Annotated in this window: 18 protein-coding genes; 15 read left to right on the plus strand and 3 right to left on the minus strand. The window is 55.8% G+C overall.

Annotated elements, in window-relative coordinates; translation table 11 throughout:
• The first annotated feature begins 14 nt into the window (after window positions 1-14).
• From iolB to AC0YOB_RS16670, 8 genes are all read left to right on the plus strand, one after another.
• Window positions 15-842 carry a 5-deoxy-glucuronate isomerase gene (iolB, locus tag AC0YOB_RS16635; RefSeq protein ID WP_475793731.1) on the plus strand — a complete coding sequence of 276 codons (828 nt, stop codon included), beginning with the start codon at window positions 15-17 and terminating at the stop codon, window positions 840-842.
• A gap of 93 nt (window positions 843-935) precedes the next feature.
• A complete protein-coding gene (locus tag AC0YOB_RS16640) occupies window positions 936-1,949 on the plus strand; it encodes a LacI family DNA-binding transcriptional regulator (protein WP_475793732.1) in 1,014 nt (337 codons plus the stop codon).
• Between the two features lie 69 nt (window positions 1,950-2,018).
• Window positions 2,019-2,561, plus strand: coding sequence for an HAD family hydrolase (locus AC0YOB_RS16645; RefSeq protein ID WP_475793733.1), 543 nt, complete (start codon window positions 2,019-2,021; stop codon window positions 2,559-2,561).
• 145 nt (window positions 2,562-2,706) lie between these two features.
• Window positions 2,707-3,183: a glutathione peroxidase gene (locus tag AC0YOB_RS16650; protein ID WP_475793734.1), complete on the plus strand. Its 477-nt coding sequence runs from the start codon at window positions 2,707-2,709 to the stop codon at window positions 3,181-3,183.
• A gap of 51 nt (window positions 3,184-3,234) precedes the next feature.
• Window positions 3,235-3,780: a PadR family transcriptional regulator gene (locus AC0YOB_RS16655; RefSeq protein WP_475793735.1), complete on the plus strand. Its 546-nt coding sequence runs from the start codon at window positions 3,235-3,237 to the stop codon at window positions 3,778-3,780.
• A gap of 113 nt (window positions 3,781-3,893) precedes the next feature.
• Window positions 3,894-4,574 carry a queuosine precursor transporter gene (locus tag AC0YOB_RS16660; RefSeq protein ID WP_475793736.1) on the plus strand — a complete coding sequence of 227 codons (681 nt, stop codon included), beginning with the start codon at window positions 3,894-3,896 and terminating at the stop codon, window positions 4,572-4,574.
• Window positions 4,575-4,754: 180 nt separating this feature from the next.
• Window positions 4,755-5,246, plus strand: a complete 492-nt coding sequence (locus AC0YOB_RS16665; protein ID WP_475793737.1) for a CBO0543 family protein — start codon at window positions 4,755-4,757, stop codon at window positions 5,244-5,246.
• Window positions 5,230-5,760: a CBO0543 family protein gene (locus tag AC0YOB_RS16670; RefSeq protein ID WP_475793738.1), complete on the plus strand. Its 531-nt coding sequence runs from the start codon at window positions 5,230-5,232 to the stop codon at window positions 5,758-5,760. Before AC0YOB_RS16665 ends, AC0YOB_RS16670 begins: the two co-directional genes overlap by 17 nt.
• Here the strand turns inward: AC0YOB_RS16670 and AC0YOB_RS16675 are convergent.
• The 3 genes from AC0YOB_RS16675 to AC0YOB_RS16685 all read right to left on the minus strand — a co-directional run bounded on the left by AC0YOB_RS16675 (window position 5,670) and on the right by AC0YOB_RS16685 (window position 7,216).
• Window positions 5,670-5,864, minus strand: coding sequence for a GyrI-like domain-containing protein (locus AC0YOB_RS16675; protein WP_475793739.1), 195 nt, complete (start codon window positions 5,862-5,864; stop codon window positions 5,670-5,672). The genes AC0YOB_RS16670 and AC0YOB_RS16675 overlap by 91 nt on opposite strands.
• Before the next feature lie 274 nt (window positions 5,865-6,138).
• Window positions 6,139-6,285, minus strand: a complete 147-nt coding sequence (locus tag AC0YOB_RS16680) for a hypothetical protein (protein WP_475793740.1) — start codon at window positions 6,283-6,285, stop codon at window positions 6,139-6,141.
• A gap of 31 nt (window positions 6,286-6,316) precedes the next feature.
• Window positions 6,317-7,216 (minus strand): helix-turn-helix transcriptional regulator, encoded by a 900-nt coding sequence (locus AC0YOB_RS16685; protein ID WP_475793741.1) that lies wholly within the window; start codon window positions 7,214-7,216, stop codon window positions 6,317-6,319.
• 169 nt (window positions 7,217-7,385) lie between these two features.
• On the opposite strand from AC0YOB_RS16685, the gene AC0YOB_RS16690 reads away from it, so the two are divergent.
• From AC0YOB_RS16690 to AC0YOB_RS16720, 7 genes are all read left to right on the plus strand, one after another.
• Complete coding sequence (locus AC0YOB_RS16690; protein WP_475793742.1) at window positions 7,386-8,228, plus strand: NAD-dependent epimerase/dehydratase family protein; 843 nt, start codon at window positions 7,386-7,388, stop codon at window positions 8,226-8,228.
• Between the two features lie 249 nt (window positions 8,229-8,477).
• Entirely contained in the window at window positions 8,478-9,323 is an 846-nt protein-coding gene (locus tag AC0YOB_RS16695) for a class I fructose-bisphosphate aldolase (RefSeq protein ID WP_475793743.1), read from the plus strand.
• Window positions 9,323-10,480 (plus strand): Gfo/Idh/MocA family protein, encoded by a 1,158-nt coding sequence (locus AC0YOB_RS16700; protein ID WP_475793744.1) that lies wholly within the window; start codon window positions 9,323-9,325, stop codon window positions 10,478-10,480. The genes AC0YOB_RS16695 and AC0YOB_RS16700 overlap by 1 nt, the downstream gene beginning before the upstream one ends.
• 1 nt (window position 10,481) lies before the next feature.
• A complete protein-coding gene (locus tag AC0YOB_RS16705) occupies window positions 10,482-11,666 on the plus strand; it encodes a carbohydrate kinase family protein (RefSeq protein WP_475793745.1) in 1,185 nt (394 codons plus the stop codon).
• 162 nt (window positions 11,667-11,828) lie between these two features.
• Entirely contained in the window at window positions 11,829-12,380 is a 552-nt protein-coding gene (locus AC0YOB_RS16710) for a D-lyxose/D-mannose family sugar isomerase (RefSeq protein ID WP_475793746.1), read from the plus strand.
• 128 nt (window positions 12,381-12,508) lie between these two features.
• A complete protein-coding gene (locus tag AC0YOB_RS16715) occupies window positions 12,509-13,552 on the plus strand; it encodes a DUF4432 family protein (protein WP_475793747.1) in 1,044 nt (347 codons plus the stop codon).
• Between the two features lie 49 nt (window positions 13,553-13,601).
• Window positions 13,602-14,357: a DeoR/GlpR family DNA-binding transcription regulator gene (locus tag AC0YOB_RS16720; protein WP_475793748.1), complete on the plus strand. Its 756-nt coding sequence runs from the start codon at window positions 13,602-13,604 to the stop codon at window positions 14,355-14,357.
• Window positions 14,358-14,578: the final 221 nt, after the last annotated feature.

Raw genomic sequence — 14,578 nt, forward strand, 5'->3', positions numbered from 1 at the left:
GGAGTGTGAATCTATTGTCACAGCTGATAGTAAGTCCCGGGCAAAAGCCGCTGGAAGACGGCATGCTGATGTCGATTACGCCTGAATCAGCAGGCTGGACCTATGTCGGATTTGAAGTGTACCGGCTGGAGGCCGGCCAGACCCTGAGCCGGGAAACCGGGGACAAGGAGGTCTGTCTGGTCCTGCTCAGCGGGAAGGCAAACGTCAAGACGGCAGACCAGGAGTGGCGGAATATCGGACAGCGGATGAGCGTGTTCGAACGGATACCGCCTTACTCGGTGTACGTGCCGAATGACAACCGTTATGAGCTTGAAGCCTTGACGGAGCTGGAGCTGGCGGTATGCGCGGCTCCCGGTCACGGCAGCCATGGAGCCCGTTTGATCGGTCCCGACGCCGTTGGTGTAGAGGTTCGCGGACAGGGGAATATCGAGCGGCTGGTCCATAATATCCTTCCGGAGCAGGAGCCGGCCGACAGCTTGCTGGTGGTGGAGGTATTCACGCCGGAAGGACACTGGTCCAGCTATCCGCCCCATAAGCATGACCGGGATGCGCTGCCGGACGAGTCCTTGCTGGAGGAAACCTATTATTTCCGCGTCCAGCCCGAGCAGGGTTTTGCGATGCAGCGCGTCTATACGGACGACCGTTCGCTGGATGAGACGCTTGCCGTCCAGAACGGTCAGGCGGTGCTTGTGCCGAGGGGTTACCATCCGGTTGGCGCGCCTGCGGGCTATGATGTCTATTACCTGAACGTGATGGCGGGACCCTCGCGCGTATGGAAGTTTCATAATGATCCGGCGCATGAGTGGATTATGAAGAGACCTGCCGGGAAACGTGAGGAATAGGGGAATATTGCATTGCTCCGGGAAACAACGGATAATAAATCAAGATATGACGGTTAGCCGTTCTTTCAATCCGATTGTTAATGAGGTTTGACCATGAAAGCAACCACGATCTATGATGTCGCCAAGGAGGCGGGCGTTTCCATCGCCTCCGTCTCCAATGCCATTAACGGCAAGGGGAAAATAGGCAAGAAGAAGCGGGAAGAAATATTTAAAGTGATGGAGCGCCTGCAGTATCAGCCGAGTGTGATCGCTTCCGCCCTGATGGGCAAAAAAACCTACACACTGGGGCTCCTGATTCCGGATGTATCCAATCCTTTTTTCTCCGAAATCGCACGCTCCGTAGAGGATTTGGCTCATCACGCGGGTTATAGCGTCATTACATGCAGCACCGACAATAAAGATGAGCGGGTGGAGAAATATATCCGCGTGCTGGAGCAGAAAAGTATCGACGGCATCATCATCGGAACCGGTGTCGAGAATACGGATATTCTGATGCAGCTTGCCGAGAAATCCGTCCCGATTGTCATGTTCGCCCGGGAGGTCTCCGGCTTGTCGGTGCACAGCGTGCTGACGGACGATTTCAAGGGCGGCGCGCTTGCGGCCGGGCATCTGCTGGAGCTCGGCCACCGGCAGGTCGCCGTGCTTTCGGAGAACTTCAAGGTAAGCAGCAGCATGGAGCGGGTGAAGGGATTCAAATTCGCGCTTTTTGAAGCGGGTGAGGGCATAGAGGAGAATCGTATTGTCTCCTGCGAATCGAGTATTGCGGACGGCAAGCGGGCGGCGGGCGAGCTCCTTCGCCGGGCTGAGCGGCCGACAGCGCTGTTCTGCTGCAACGATTTGCTCGCGATCGGCGCGCTTCAGGCCGCCCGGGAAGCCGGAGTGTCGGTTCCGGGCGAGCTTTCCATTATCGGCTTCGATAATACCATTCTCTCTACCGTCACCAATCCCGCCCTTACCACCATTGCGCAGCCGATGGAGCAGATGGTGAAGCTGGTGTTTGAGCTGCTGATCAGCAACCTGGGAGACAAGTCCTCTCTCAAGCAGCGGATTGTCATGCAGCCTGAATTGATTCTGCGGGAGTCCACCTCGAAGCCGGCAGAAATGTAAACGACAAAAGGGAGCGGGCTGCAGCCTCTGCAGAGGTTCGCTCCTATTCATAGTAAGGAGATATGCTCCATGAATGAGAAGAAGCTTATCCTGTTTCTGGATAGCGGTGACACCATTATCGACGAATCCACAGAGATCAGAGACGAAGAAGGCATCGTAATTAGTGCAAGAGTCATTCCGGGCGCAGATGTGATGGTGAAAACCCTCTTCGAGAGGGGGTACACGCTGGTCCTGGTCGCCGACGGCGATGCGCAATCCTTCAAGAACGTGTTCAAGCAAAACAATCTCTACGATTATTTTACAGCCATGATTTATTCCGAAAATATTAAAGCCAGCAAGCCCAGTCCCCGCATGTTCAAAGCGGCGGCAGGCGCCATCGAGCTGACTGAGGCGGATTACGCCAGAGTCGTCATGATCGGCAACAATCTGAGCCGCGATATCAAAGGCGCGAATGCGCTGGGCATCACCAGCGTTTTTCTGAGCTGGACGTCCCGCTATCCCCATAGTCCGGCCGACGAAAACGAGCATCCCGATTATACGGTAAGCGAGCCGCTGGAGTTCCTTGAGCTGGTGGAGCAGTTGAATGATGAACTGACGGCAGGACAAATATAGAAGCTTTTTATCGTAACCCCTCCGCATTTTGGAGGGGTTTATTCATGTCCATTATTTTAATACAAGCGAGCAAATACACGATCGGGCTTTTCAACGGTCCGGCGGTTATAATGGAAGGTAAGACGATAGAATGAGGTGATGGGCCTTGAGTATTTATGATTTTAGCGTATTGACCATTCATGGCGAGCGGCAGCCGCTTGCCGATTACCGCGGGCAGGTGCTGCTCATCGTGAATACCGCCACCAAATGCGGTTTCGCCCCGCAGCTGGACGAGCTTCAAAAGCTGTATGAGACGTATAAGGATCAAGGCTTCACCGTTCTCGGCTTTCCCTGCAACCAGTTCCAGAATCAGGAGCCGGGCAGCAATAATGAGGTTGAAGAAGCCTGCCGGATTAATTTTGGCGTCACATTCCCGCTGTTTGCCAAGATTCTGGTGAACGGACCGGATGCCGATCCGTTGTTTGTCTATTTGAAGAAAGCGACCGGAGGGCTCATGGGTTCGGCGATCAAATGGAATTTCACCAAATTTCTCGTCAACCGGGAGGGAAAACCCGTCAAACGGTTCGCCCCGATGACCGCGCCGCTCAAGTTTGAGGATCGTATCGTCCAGCTTTTGAAATAGGGGAATAATTGTCATACTGCGTATGCGGAATATATTCAGGGGGTAAACGCTATGAACGCTTTGGCTTATATGCTGCTTAGCATGCTTGTCCGTAAATCTTACACGGGCTACGAGCTGCAGAAGCTGATGGAATTGTTCTGGCAGGCCAAGCACAGTCAGATCTATCCGTTATTGGCGAAGCTGGTTCAGGAGGGACTGGCCACCTTCGAGGTCGTGGGGCAGACAGGCAAGCCGGATAAAAAAATATACACCGTCACGGATCAGGGCATAGCCGCCCTGCAGGATTGGATAGCCAACCAACCGCCGGCAGCGCCAGTCAACCGGGATGAGTTCATCATCAAGATCTATGCAATCGGCTTGGCCGAGCCGCAGACGGCCTTTCGTTTATTTGAAGACCGCATATCCAGTCTCACCGGAGCGCTCACCTACCTGGAGGAGGAAATACAGCGCATGAAGGAGCAGTATGCAGAGGCGCTGACGGAGCTTGATTCCAGGCATTTCGGGCGCTATCTCGTTTTTCAGCGGCAGCTTCAGATCAATCGCGAAGAAATCTCGTGGTGCCGGTGGGCGATGGAGCTGTTCTCCCGCCGCGTGTAGCGCGGTTGTCAAATAGAAGCCGATATATAAAGCAGAAAACGCTTCGCGTCTTCAGGCGCGAGCCGCGGTTCGGGAAACTCCCGCGTTATCAAAACTAGGAGGCTGTATGGGGCATGTTTAATTTTTCTTGGGGAGTTTTGTTTGTCCTTGTCATTTTCTCGTTGTTCCTGCTCTGCTACCGCATGTTCGGCAAGACTGGGCTGTATGCCTGGGTAGGTGTGGCAACGGTGCTCGCCAATATTCAGGTGGTGAAGACGATTGACCTGTTCGGCCTGACGACAACGCTGGGCAACACGATGTACGGTACGATTTACCTGACAACGGATCTGCTGAATGAGAAATACGGACAGAAGGATGCAAAAAGGGCGGTCTGGTTCGGCTTTTTCTTCATGATCATGTCGATGGTTGTGATGCAGATGGCATTGGTCTTCAAGGCCCAGGAAGTCGACATCGGCCAGGAGCCGCTGGAAGTTATCTTCGGCCTGCTGCCGAAGATCGCGCTTGGCAGCTTATGCGCCTATTTCACCAGCCAGTTCCTCGATGTGCGGATCTATTCGTTCCTCAAGCGGGTATTTCCGAGGCCGGGCCAGCTGTGGATCCGCAATAACGGGAGCACAGGCATCAGCCAGCTGGTGGATTCACTCATCTTCTGCGCGATTGCCTTCGGCGGCGAATATCCGTTTGAAGTGTGGCTGGAGATATTATTGACGACCTACCTGATTAAATTCGTTATTTCCGCGGCGTCGACGCCGGTCTTATATATCGCGAGAAGCCTCAAGGTTCCTTCATCATAAAAATGTTCCCGTCCAGGCGCTGCCGCATTATGCGGTTGGCGCTTTTTTTGTTTTCTCTCCTTTGACCCGCTGTTTGCCTGGTCTGTGCCGACAGCATCGAATTATTCAAGCAGCAGGTTTAAGTTGAGAGGAATACAGTCATATTTATAAGTGACGGCGTTCTTCGGGAGGGGTGGGGAATTGAAGCTTGAACAACTGATTTTGGCGGGAGTCTGGATCGTTTGCATTCCTGTTCTGCTGCTATTCCCGCGCGAGCGCTACCGGGAGGTTATACTGCTGTTCCTATTCAATCAAACCTTCACATGGCTGCTAAGCCTGATTGTTACAGAGCTTGGCGCCGTAAGCAATCCGGTAAGGGAATTTCCCCGGGCGCTGGCAGCCAATTTCAGCTTCAACTTTGTGTTTTTTCCGACGACTGCCGTGTTCTTCGTCTGCTTCTATCCGCTGCGGGGCATATGGAGAAAGCTGGCCTATACTGTGGCGTACGTAGGGGTATCATGTCTGTTTGTTTACATTGTCGCCCGGTATACGTTATTAATCCGTTTTGACCATTTTTCATGGATATGGAGAGCGTTTATCTATCTGGCCGGATTTTTTGCGACCCTCAAATATTATCAATGGTTTTACCGGCTGCCCGCAAAAGGAGGCCTCCACGATGGGGATCGGAGCTGAGCATTATATACTTATGGCGATTAATGCCTCATGCATCATCGCCTTTCTTTTGGTGCCGCAGGAGAGGCGTAGGGAGGCGCACATTATTTTTTTGTTCCACCAGTTTATTACCTGGATAATGGGTATAATGGCAGTCGAATGGGGGCTGCTGGCTTACCCGGTCAGAGAATTTCCCATGGCCAACCATACCAGCTTTACGTTCGAATATATAGCATATCCGGTCATTTCCGTCTATTTCATTCTGTTTTACCCAGCAGGCTCCCGGGCTTCCATGCAGATAGCCTATTACATGGGCAGCTCTATGGCTATCGTCCTGCCGGAGCTATGGTTCAAGTACCATACACAGCTCATTGTGTATCTGCATTGGCAGTGGTATTGGACATGGATAAGCGTGACGGGGACATTCTGGATTACCCGCATGTTCTATTTGTGGTTCTGCCGCACATCCGTTACGGGCAAGCGCAGGATTGTCTTCAAGACGGAAGAGTCCGTTCTGCACGAATCCGACAAATAAATTTCATGATGCAGCCCGTTTTGCTGAAGCTCCTGTTCGGTCATAAAAGCATGCGTCCGCGCTATTGACGCCGGCTCCTTGCTGTACGGGCCAATGTGCAGCATTTGAACGCAGCTTCCTTCCCTCAACGCCTCATAGCTGACCTGACCGGCGGATGAAAGCCTGGAGACCGCCTGTCTTCTGGCCTGCTCTACGTTGCCGGAAATGACGAAATCCGGCTGGCGGATCAGCAGCTTCCAGTTCCACTCCCCGCGGGGGACCGAAGCCGCAGGCAGATCGGATCAAACCACCACAGCCCTTCAAGCCTGGCGAGCGTAAAGTCGAGGGCTTCTTTCCTGCAGATGGCTTTAATGCCGTAACCGACCTTGTATAATGTCTCTACCGCCTGGCTGAAAGCCTCACCTCCCGGTTCTTCTCTTCCCGAAAAGTCAAATAGCCAATGGCCCCCAGCTCTATAAGCTGCGGCGTCTTTCCTGCGCCATAATAGGTTTTGTCCGCTTTCGTCAAATCAAGCTTATCCATCATGCATGTTCCCACCGGAAAATGTCTGTCCAGGTCAGGATACTCCATCTCCCCTGTCAGAAGCAGTCAGTGGATAAAGAACGGATTGCGGCGGGCCTGCGGAAATTCCGTCACCCGCAAGCTTGGCGGCAGTCGCGGGGGAGGCCGTGTAGACGACAAGCTTTATTCCCGTAACCGTTGTGGCTTGAAATGCCGCATACTCAAATTCCAGATCGCCAAGCTCGGGGTGGTTGAATTCCTTATGGCAATCCGGCATTTCCATCACTTGATGCTCCGACCAGAAGCGGATAAAGTCCGGGCTTGCCTCCTCCAGATCATGCTTCAATTCTTCAAACCAGGGATCACCCGGGTACAAAGCATAATCTGCGCGGAACTGGGCTACCAGTCCTTGAGCCATCTTGGACCAGTTCGGATTCTTCATCAGCTCCGGCATGGCGAAAGCGCGCCACAGCATATTTCGCGAATGAGGTCCCGGTATTTGCGAAAGGTTGAAAACGGTCTCCGCCGCCCGGTTCCAGTGAAGCAGATCCCATCTCCTTCCCATTACATAAGCAGGGTGGGGCTGCAGGGAGCGGACCATCCGCTCCAGAGCAGGTCCCGCCTGTTCGGATGGAATTGGCGGATCGGTGTATATGGGTTCCCGGGATAATGTGAACAGATGCTGCTGTTCGGCACGAGTCAGACGAAGCGCTTGAGCCAGGCTGTTAAGCACTTGAACGGAGGGCTGAATATTTCTTCCCTGCTCCAGGGCGGTATACCAGGAAACCCCGATATGCGCAAGCTCGGCAACCTCCTCGCGCCGGAGTCCCGGTGTCCGTCTGCGCGTACTCTCGGGCAGGCCAACGTCCGCCGGCGTCAACCGCGCGCGGCGCGTACGCAGGAAATCGGCGAGAGCCAGACGCCTCTCCTCATCCTTCTGCAAATTCTCGTTCATGATCAGAAGCCCCTCCTTAACCTGACACTCGGCATCCTACGATAACGGGCATGTGGATGCCTCTTCAGGCATGTATCATACTTGGTATTGTAACAATTCGCGGGCAGCTATGAAAATAGACCCCGGTTGGAGCGAAGCATAAGAAAACGCCAGGAAAGAGGGAGAAACCATGCATATACTTGTTACAGGAGCGACGGGGCGCGTGGGAAGCAGGCTTGTTCGCAGATTACTGGAACGCGGGGACAAGGTACGCATACTTGTCCGCAGCCGGCAGACCGCACAACCGCTGCAGGAGCTGGGAGCGGAAGTGGCGGTGGGGGATCTGCAGCAGCCGGATACCTTGGCTGACGCGGTCAGGGATGTGGAGGCCGTCATTCATCTGGCCGCCTTCTTCCGGGGAGCAGCGGAGGCGGAAATGAAGGCTGTCAACACAGCCGGGACGCTTGCTCTGGCTCATGCCGCTATACAAGCCGGGGTGAAGCGATTTGTATTCGCCAGCACGAATCTGGTGTACGAAAGCCTTGAAGGGCGCGCCCTGCGTGAAGATGACAGGCTTGCCCCGGCGTTTCCCTATCCGGCAAGCAAAATAGAGGCGGAACAGGCGCTTATGGAGCTGCATCGCACGCATGGGCTGGGGCTGCGTATCATACGGCTGGCATTCGTTTACGGCGATGGGGATCCGCATCTGGAGGAAGGCATGAGATGGTTCGGGCAATGGCATCCGGCGAAACGGATTCATATGATCCATCATGCAGATGCGGCGCAGGCGATGATGCTTGCTGCCGACAGGACCGGCATCGATGGCCGTATCTATAATGCCGCTGATCAGGAGCCGGCTGCCGCCGCTGACATTATTGCACTCTTGGGGAACAAGCTTGACGAGGGCGCCTATGAGCGGACGCTTGAGCGCCCTTGGGAACATATTGTCGATATTTCCCGCATTCAGAGCGAGCTCGGCTATATGCCGGTGTTTCCATCCCTGGCCAAGGCCGCAGAAGCCGGCGTGCTTTGAGGAATGCGGAACAGCCCTTGTTATGGAGTTAGAAGATTCGCATCATAAAAAGTGAAGATCATGAAGAATTAACAGCATAAAACCGCCGCTGCGCATGCATGGGCGGTTTTATGCCGTATTTGAAGCTTGTTTCTCCTCTGATTCCTCAATTCCCGCTGCAAAGCCGTAGACAACGCAACAGCTTTATACTAATATATGAGTTATAAAAGAACATAATATGTTGTTTTTGAACATTACAAGGAGCTGGTAATGATGTCGGTAACCCCGCGTTTGAACAGAATGTTCAGCAGACAAGGGAAATGCTTTGATGTTGCAATCGATCATGGATTTTTTAACGAGTTTTCTTTTTTATCGGGCATCGAGAATATGAAGCAGGCGATCGGGACGATTGTGGAAGCGAGTCCGGATTGCATTCAGCTCAGCACCGGGCAGGCGCGCCTCCTTCAGACCATCCCCGGCAAGCAGAAGCCGGGACTTGTGCTCCGCACGGATGCGGCGAATATTTATGGCTCGGAGCTGCCGGGCTTTCTGTTCAGCGAGCTGATCGACCGCGCGGTCGAACAGGCAGTCCGCCTGGACGCGGTTGCCGTATGCGTGAATTTGCTGCTGCTTCCCAATCAGCCCGAGCTTCATCACCAATGCGTGAGGAACATCGCCCTGCTGAAAACCGAAAGCGAGAAATATGGCATGCCGCTCATGGTTGAACCGCTCGTCATGCTGCCGAATGAGCAAAAAGGCGGCTATATGGTGGACGGCGACATCCGCAAAATTATGGCGCTTGTACGCCAGGGCGTGGAGCTCGGCGCCGATGTGATCAAAGCCGATCCATGCGACGATGTCTCCGAATACCATCGTGTCATTGAGGTGGCATCCGGCGTTCCGGTACTGGTGCGCGGCGGAGGCAGAGCGAGCGACGAGGAAATCGTGGGCCGGACTGTGGAGCTGATGAATCAGGGGGCGTCGGGAATCGTATACGGCCGCAATGTGATCCAGCACCCGAACCCGGCGGGGATGACCAATGCGCTGATGGCGATTGTGCATCACGGGGCTTCGACTGAGACCGCACTTGATTTGCTGAAGGGAGAAGGGCAATAATGGGAAAAAAGCGAATACGCTTCGGCGTCATCGGATGCGGCCTGATGGGCAAGGAGTTCGCAAGCGCAGCTGCGCGCTGGTGCCATCTCGCGGATGTAGATTTTCAGCCGAGCATTGTGGCGGTATGCGATGCCAATCCTGCCGCAACGGAGTGGTTCACCGAGCAGGTGCCTAGCGTAAAATCCGCGTATTCCGACTATAAAGAGCTGCTGGCTGACGAGTCTGTGGACGCGGTCTACTGCGCTGTTCCGCATAATCTGCATGCGCAAATTTACGTGGATATTATCCAGGCAGGCAAGCATCTGCTCGGCGAAAAACCGTTCGGCATCGATGCGGAGGCGAATGCCCTGATCACGCAGGCGCTGGGCGCCAATCCCGGCGTTATCGTCCGCTGCTCCTCGGAATTCCCGTTCTTCCCCGGCACACAGCAAATTGTGCAATGGGTGAATGAGAACCGGTTCGGCCGGATCATTGAAGTGGAAGCCGGCTTCTGGCATTCCAGCGACCTTGACCCCACCAAGGTGATCAATTGGAAGCGGAGAATTGCAACCAATGGGGAGTATGGCTGCATGGGCGATCTCGGCATGCATGTGCTGCATCTGCCGATCCGCTTTGGCTGGAAGCCTGCCAATGTACGGGCGCTGCTGTCCAAGATTGTGGAAGAGCGCCCCGACGGCCGGGGCGGCCAAGCGGCCTGCGAGACTTGGGATAATGCCATCCTGGCCTGTGAGGTCGAAACGGCAGATCAGAAGTTCCCGATGGTGCTGTCCACCAAGCGCATTGCGCCCGGTCACGCCAATACCTGGTTTATCCGTATTCAGGGGACGGAATTCTCCGCTGAATTCTCGACGAAGAATCCGAAGCAGGTGGCTTCGCTTCCCTACTGCCCTGGGGGCGTGCAGGCATGGCATGTCGCTGACGCGCCGTACAAATCCGCCTACGGCACAATAACAGGCGGAATCTTCGAATTCGGCTTCTCCGATTCCATCCTGCAAATGTGGGCGGCGTTCTGCGATGAGCTGACCGGCGGCTCAGAGATGAAGCAGCCCTTCCACTGCGCAACGCCGGAAGAAGCGGCGGGAAGCCATCGCGTGTTCACCGCGGCGCTGGAGTCTCAGCGTACCGGACAAACGGTCGCGATTGATTGGAGGGATTAATTTGAGCGGGCCAGCAGCTGAGGTTGTTGTCGCAGGGCATATTTGCCTGGACCTGATTCCTGCCCTGCATGCCAAGGACAGCAGCATTCTCGTACCCGGCAAGCTGGTTGATGTCGGACCGGCTGTCATATCGACAGGTGGGGCTGTTTCCAACACCGGACTCGCGCTGCACCGTCTTGGCGTCGCAACCCGTCTGATGGGCAAAATCGGCGATGACTGGTTCGGCAAAGCCATTCTGGAAGTGCTGTCCGGCTACGGCTCTGAGTTGACGGAAGGAATGATCCGCTCAGAGGGCGGCCACAGCTCCTATTCGATCGTCATCAGTCCGCCCGGCGTGGACCGTACCTTCCTGCACTGCACGGGTACGAACGACACGTTCGAAGCGGCAGATGTAAGAGCCGAGGCGCTGCAGGGCGCCCGAATGTTTCATTTTGGCTATCCGCCCCTGATGCGCAGCATGTACAGCAATGGCGGCGGGCAGCTTGCCGGGCTTCTGTCCCGGGTCAAAGCGGAAGGCCTGACGGTTTCCCTCGATATGGCGAAGCCCGATCCGGATTCCGATGCGGGCAAAGCCGACTGGCAGGCGATATTGGCGCTTGCGCTGCCCCATGTGGACGTGTTCCTCCCGAGCTTCGAGGAAATCCTCTACATGCTGCGGCGAGATGCCTACGAGCAGTTTGAAAGCGATAACAGCACGGGAGATCTGCTTGGTTATGCGGACGGCGGGATGCTCTCGTCGCTGGCGGACGAGATGCTGGGCATGGGCACGGCCGTCGCCGCTATCAAGCTGGGCGAGCATGGGCTGTATGTGAAGACGACCGGGGATGCCGGGAGGCTTGCCGCCATGGGCAAATGCGGTCCGGATACGGATAGTCTGAAGGACTGGCTGGGCCGCGAGCTCCTGGCGCCCTGCTATGCCGTGAAGGCAGCGGGCACGACTGGAGCGGGCGATTGCACGATTGCCGGTTTTCTGACCGCCATGGTCAAGGGATTATCCCTTGAAGAGGCGCTTCGCAGCGCCGTCGGCGTCGGGGCCTGCAATGTAGAGCAGCCCGATGCGACAAGCGGCATCCCGCCGTGGGAAGCGGTGCGCGGACGCATCGAGGCAGGCTGGGAGCAGCGGGACGTTACTCTGATGCTCCCGGGGTGGCATTATGATGCGCCAAAGGGCGTGTGGTCGAAATAAGCGGTTCGTCTTCGAATTGGCCCGCGCCTGGCCGGATTGTGGTGCAGGCTTCATAACCTGCGCTTCTCCCGGTATGCGTTTGGGGAACAGATTGGCAAATGAAGATTCTCGGGTAACTTTCTTACAGGTTTGAGCGATATCATTGAGGGAGGTCATCAGCTTATGTTGAGAAGCGAAGTGAGGCAAGCGCAGCAGCGTGCGGCTGCGATGTTCGCAGAGGCAGGCATTACCCTTGCGCCGGAGGAGAAAGCTGGAATTGAGGTTGCGGGTTTTGGACTCGGCCAGCTGGAAACGCAGGGTCTCGAGCTTGTTACTTATGTGAATACAGACCGTTACTGCGCCAAGGAGCTTGTGTTATTTCCGCGGCAGACCTGTCCGGAGCATATTCACCCCCCCATTAATAGGGAGCCGGGAAAAATGGAGACCTTCCGCTGCCGCTGGGGCAAGGTTTTCCTTTATGTGGAAGGCGAGCCTTCGAAGAATATATCGGCCATAGTGCCGCTCGGCAGCAGCCCGTATTATACGGTTTTTCACGAGGTGGAGCTGAATCCGGGCGAGCAGTATACCATTGCCCCGGGCACCAAGCATTGGTTTCAGGGAGGGGATGAAGGTGCGATCGTATCCGAATTTTCCAGCACCAGCCGGGACGAATACGATATCTTCACCGATCCGGCGATTCAACGGATGCCCGTCATTACGGAAGACGAAGCCTGATTGCATCCAGGGAAAGGGTATCGGCCCGAGCCGAGGGCAGTTTCCGGCGGTAGACGTCAGGCTTGCATGACGGCGGTCTGTTACGCTTGAAATCCGGCTCCGAACGTACTTTGGGAGGATGAGCTCGAATGCATTTATATGGAAGAAGCTGGACCCGCCGGGAGCTGGAAGCGCGCGTTGGAAGCATCAGCCAGATCGGCGGAGTACGGCGGATGCAGCTGACGGAAGGCAAGGAGAGGGATGTCGAAGCCATTCAGGTGCGGACTGGCGCCGGCCTGACTTATTACGTCATTCCCTCCAAGGGTCTTGATATATCGCTTGCCGAGCTTGGGGGAACGCCGGTCAGCTGGCAGTCACCCAATGGGGATGTTCATCCGGCGTATTATGAAGCGGAAGGCACTGATTGGCTGCGCACCGCATCCGGCGGATTGCTGATGACCTGCGGTCTTGCCCATGTAGGCTCGCCGGCCGAAGACAGCGGAGGAAAATACGGCCTGCACGGCCGGGTTCATCATACCCCGGCCGGTCAGGTCAATGCGGCCGCCGTCTGGAACGAAGACGAGCTGGATTTGATCGTTTCCGGAACCGTGGAGGAGACGGCCATGTTCGGCACGAAGCTCCGGCTGGTCCGCACCATCACCAGCAGATTGGGGCAGAACCGGATCGCCATTGAGGACCGGGTGGAAAATGCCGGCTTCGCCAGCTGTCCGCATATGATGCTGTACCATTTCAATTTCGGCTTCCCGCTGCTTGGCGAAGGGACGCATATCTCGTTTCCCAAGGCAGAGGTGGTACCCGTCACCCCGGGCGTGCCGGTTGAAGGCTATGACCGTTGGGAGAAGCCCGATCCGGCTGCAGCCGAACATGTGTATGAGCATCTTCTGGCGGAGGACGCGGCGGATAGCCAGGGGATGGCGGAAGCGGTGATTCATTGCCCGGCTTTTCCCGTCGGGGCAGGCACTCAGCCGATAAGCGCAAGCCTGCGCTGGTCGATAGACTCGCTGCCCCGCCTGCTGCAGTGGCGGATGCCCGGAGCGGGCGAGCATGTGCTGGGTCTGGAGCCGGCCAACTGCACGGTGGACGGCGTGCGCGGCCCCGGCTGTTACCGCGGGCTTGAACCGGGCGAATCGGTCCTTTACAAGCTGGAGTTGAACCTTGCCTGGAAATCGTGAATAATAGATAAAAATCAGACCAAGCCGTTTGGCGGGAGGACCGCATACGATGAGCATCACGCTTAATGATCGTCAGCAGCAAATATTGGAGCGGCTGAATGCTGAAGGCGAAGTGAAAATCTCCGAGCTTAGGGAAGCATTCGCTGTGACGGAAATGACTATCCGCAGGGATCTCGAGAAGCTGGAAGCGGCCGGACACGCGAAGCGCACTTTTGGCGGGGCGATTGTGTTCGGCAATGACATTGCGCTGCAGGAACGCGCAGGCTATATGACCGAGGAGAAGCGGCGGATCGGAAAACGGGCAGCCGAGCGGGTTCTGCCCGGTGAGTCGATCTTTATCGACGGCGGTTCCACAACGCTGCAGGTGGCTCGCTATCTGAAATCCGCCGCGGGCATTACGGTCGTGACCAACGCCCTCAATGTGGCGGCCGAGCTTACAGGCAAGCAAATTCCGGTGATTGTCACCGGAGGAACGCTGCTTGATGCGACGGCATCGCTGGTTGGCCCGATCGCTGCCGGGACGGTGGCCGGCATGGCGTTCGACCGCGCTTTTCTGGGGACAAGCGGCGTCAGTCTGCTTCATGGCTTCAGCAATTCCAATATGTACGAAGCGGAAATCAAGAAGCTTGCGATCAGGCAATCCGCGGAGGTGAATGTGGTGCTCGACCACAGCAAATTCGGGGAGAAGGAGCTGGTATCCTTCGCGGCTTTTACCGAAGTGCACCGCATTATTACCGACGGGCTGCCGCAAGGAGAACTGGCCGGTATTTTTCAGGAGGCCGGTGTTGAGATTACGCTGGGCTGATCGTGCGGATATGTGGTGGAACAGCCGTCATGCACCGTCATACCGCCACAGGGATGTTAGGCCATCATAGGGCGGCAAGGCCGAGAAAGACCATGGAAGCGACAGGCTTCTATGGTCTTTTTTTCTAAACGATCAGAAAAGGATGTCTCATCCTTTTCTGACGTTTTGGGGAAAATAGCGTTGCCGCCAAGCACGGCGGCAGCCGGTTCTTCTTAAAATAT

The sequence above is a fragment of the Paenibacillus sp. JT31N17 genome, assembly GCF_056269255.1.

Bases quoted from the DNA above. Each gene is read 5' to 3' on its own strand.
- AC0YOB_RS16640 (WP_475793732.1), top strand. From the start codon at position 936: ATGAAAGCAACCACGATCTATGATGTCGCCAAGGAGGCGGGCGTTTCC.
- AC0YOB_RS16645 (WP_475793733.1), top strand. From the start codon at position 2,019: ATGAATGAGAAGAAGCTTATCCTGTTTCTGGATAGCGGTGACACCATT.
- AC0YOB_RS16655 (WP_475793735.1), top strand. From the start codon at position 3,235: ATGAACGCTTTGGCTTATATGCTGCTTAGCATGCTTGTCCGTAAATCT.
- AC0YOB_RS16660 (WP_475793736.1), top strand. From the start codon at position 3,894: ATGTTTAATTTTTCTTGGGGAGTTTTGTTTGTCCTTGTCATTTTCTCG.
- AC0YOB_RS16670 (WP_475793738.1), top strand. From the start codon at position 5,230: ATGGGGATCGGAGCTGAGCATTATATACTTATGGCGATTAATGCCTCA.
- AC0YOB_RS16675 (WP_475793739.1), bottom strand. From the start codon at position 5,864: ATGCTGCACATTGGCCCGTACAGCAAGGAGCCGGCGTCAATAGCGCGG.
- AC0YOB_RS16680 (WP_475793740.1), bottom strand. From the start codon at position 6,285: ATGATGGATAAGCTTGATTTGACGAAAGCGGACAAAACCTATTATGGC.
- AC0YOB_RS16685 (WP_475793741.1), bottom strand. From the start codon at position 7,216: ATGAACGAGAATTTGCAGAAGGATGAGGAGAGGCGTCTGGCTCTCGCC.
- AC0YOB_RS16690 (WP_475793742.1), top strand. From the start codon at position 7,386: ATGCATATACTTGTTACAGGAGCGACGGGGCGCGTGGGAAGCAGGCTT.
- AC0YOB_RS16695 (WP_475793743.1), top strand. From the start codon at position 8,478: ATGATGTCGGTAACCCCGCGTTTGAACAGAATGTTCAGCAGACAAGGG.
- AC0YOB_RS16700 (WP_475793744.1), top strand. From the start codon at position 9,323: ATGGGAAAAAAGCGAATACGCTTCGGCGTCATCGGATGCGGCCTGATG.
- AC0YOB_RS16710 (WP_475793746.1), top strand. From the start codon at position 11,829: ATGTTGAGAAGCGAAGTGAGGCAAGCGCAGCAGCGTGCGGCTGCGATG.
- AC0YOB_RS16715 (WP_475793747.1), top strand. From the start codon at position 12,509: ATGCATTTATATGGAAGAAGCTGGACCCGCCGGGAGCTGGAAGCGCGC.
- AC0YOB_RS16720 (WP_475793748.1), top strand. From the start codon at position 13,602: ATGAGCATCACGCTTAATGATCGTCAGCAGCAAATATTGGAGCGGCTG.